Raw genomic sequence first — 1,741 nt, forward strand, 5'->3', positions numbered from 1 at the left:
GAGCCTCCCGGGTTGCTCCTTCTTTTTGACCCTGTTCAATAAATTTTTTGAGCGCTTCTATGTTTTTGGGTATGGATTCCAGGTAAATGCTCATGATCTCACTGGCCATCTCACTGTCATGCCCAATTCTTGTAATGAAATCCTCCTGGTCGAAGACTGGCATTTTACAAGTAAAAGCGTACCGGGGTTCCTGTTTCGTTTCCGCAGCCTCTCCGGTCCTGAGAACTTCCTCTTTTCCCCCCTGACTTCTGTCCTCTGCCCTCTGTCCTCTGTTTTCCAACAACCACTTCTCCAGCACCCGGGCCAGTTCATCCGGATTGACCGGCTTGGCTGTATAATCATCCATCCCGGCCTCAATGCACCGTTCCCGGTCCTCCTGCATGGCTCCGGCGGTCATGGCGATTATGGGGATTCTGGGATTCTGGGATTCAGGGATTGAGGAATTGGGGGATTTAGGGGTTGAGGAATTGGGGGATTCAGGAATTGAGGAATTTTGGGATTCGCTCTCCAGCCTCTGATCACTGACCTCTGACTTCTGACTTCTGATCTCTGATTTCTGACCTCTGACTTCTGAGGCGCGGATGCGCCGGGTAGCTTTCAGTCCGTCCATCTCCGGCATCTGCACATCCATAAGCACCAGGTCGTAGGGAATGTTTTGCAGGGCGTGGAGGACTTCCCGGCCGTTGGCCACGGCATCGGCACGCAGGCCCATTTTTTTGAGAATTCCCAGGGCTACCTGCTGGTTGACCATGTTGTCTTCGGCTACCAGGATGCGGGCTTTTGTGCCGGAAAAGTCCGGATACCCCTTCGGAGTTTCTTCCCGTTCCGCATGCTCCGCCACCAGGTCTGCAGTGTCTGTTTTTGCCAGGATTTTTTCCAGGCAGGCATACAGTTCACTGGGCAGGACAGGTTTGTTCATGATGCTGTCGAATCCAGCCTCATGTAGACGCTTAGCATCACCTGTCTGTCCGGTTGCCGATGACATCATGATCAGCCTGGTGTCCTTTAATTGGCCGTCCTCCTTGATATTTCGTCCCAGGGTTTCTCCGTCCATGTCCGGCATCTGCATGTCTAAGACAGCCACCTCAAAGGGGTCATTATCTGCCTTGGCCTGATGCAGCATGCTCAGAGCTGTAGAACCATTGGCAGCTTCCTCGGACCGCATACCCCAGGATCCAAGGCGTACCCTGAGTGTCTCCCGGTTGGTGGAATTGTCGTCCACTATAAGAGTGCGAACCCCCTGCAGGCAGGCCGGAGCAGGCCTTTCCTGCTGCTGTTCATGCTGAATGCCCAGGCGCACTGTAAACCAGAATGTGCTTCCCCGGCCCTCTACACTTTCCAGGCCTGCTGTACCGCCCATTATCTCGGCCAGTTGCCTGGAAATGGCCAGTCCCAGACCGGTACCGCCGAATTTGCGGGTAGTGGAGGCATCAACCTGGGAAAAGCTTTCGAAAAGACTGTCTTGCTTGTCTTCAGGGATGCCTATGCCGGTGTCGCGGACGGAAAAGTGCATGAGGCAGGAATGCTGAGTGGTAAATGATGAACGATACAGGTCATGGGAATTTTCCTGAGTTTCTGCATTTGGGTTTTCGCATTCATCATTCACCATTCTACTGACTTTGATCTCCACCTCTCCATGTTCGGTAAACTTGACCGCATTGCCCACCAGGTTCATGAGAATCTGACGCAACCGGCCCGAATCTCCCCGGACCATGGAGGGTACGTTCGGGTCCATGGAACA

The 1,741-nt window shown here is 53.5% G+C and carries 1 protein-coding gene; it reads right to left on the reverse strand.

Features of this window, described 5'->3' with window-relative positions:
• A partial coding sequence (locus D5S03_RS07540; RefSeq protein WP_287043297.1) for a response regulator occupies window positions 1-1,741 on the reverse strand: 1,741 nt, incomplete at both ends.

This window comes from Desulfonatronospira sp. MSAO_Bac3 (assembly GCF_003838035.1).
Lineage (GTDB): Bacteria > Desulfobacterota > Desulfovibrionia > Desulfovibrionales > Desulfonatronovibrionaceae > Desulfonatronospira > Desulfonatronospira thiodismutans.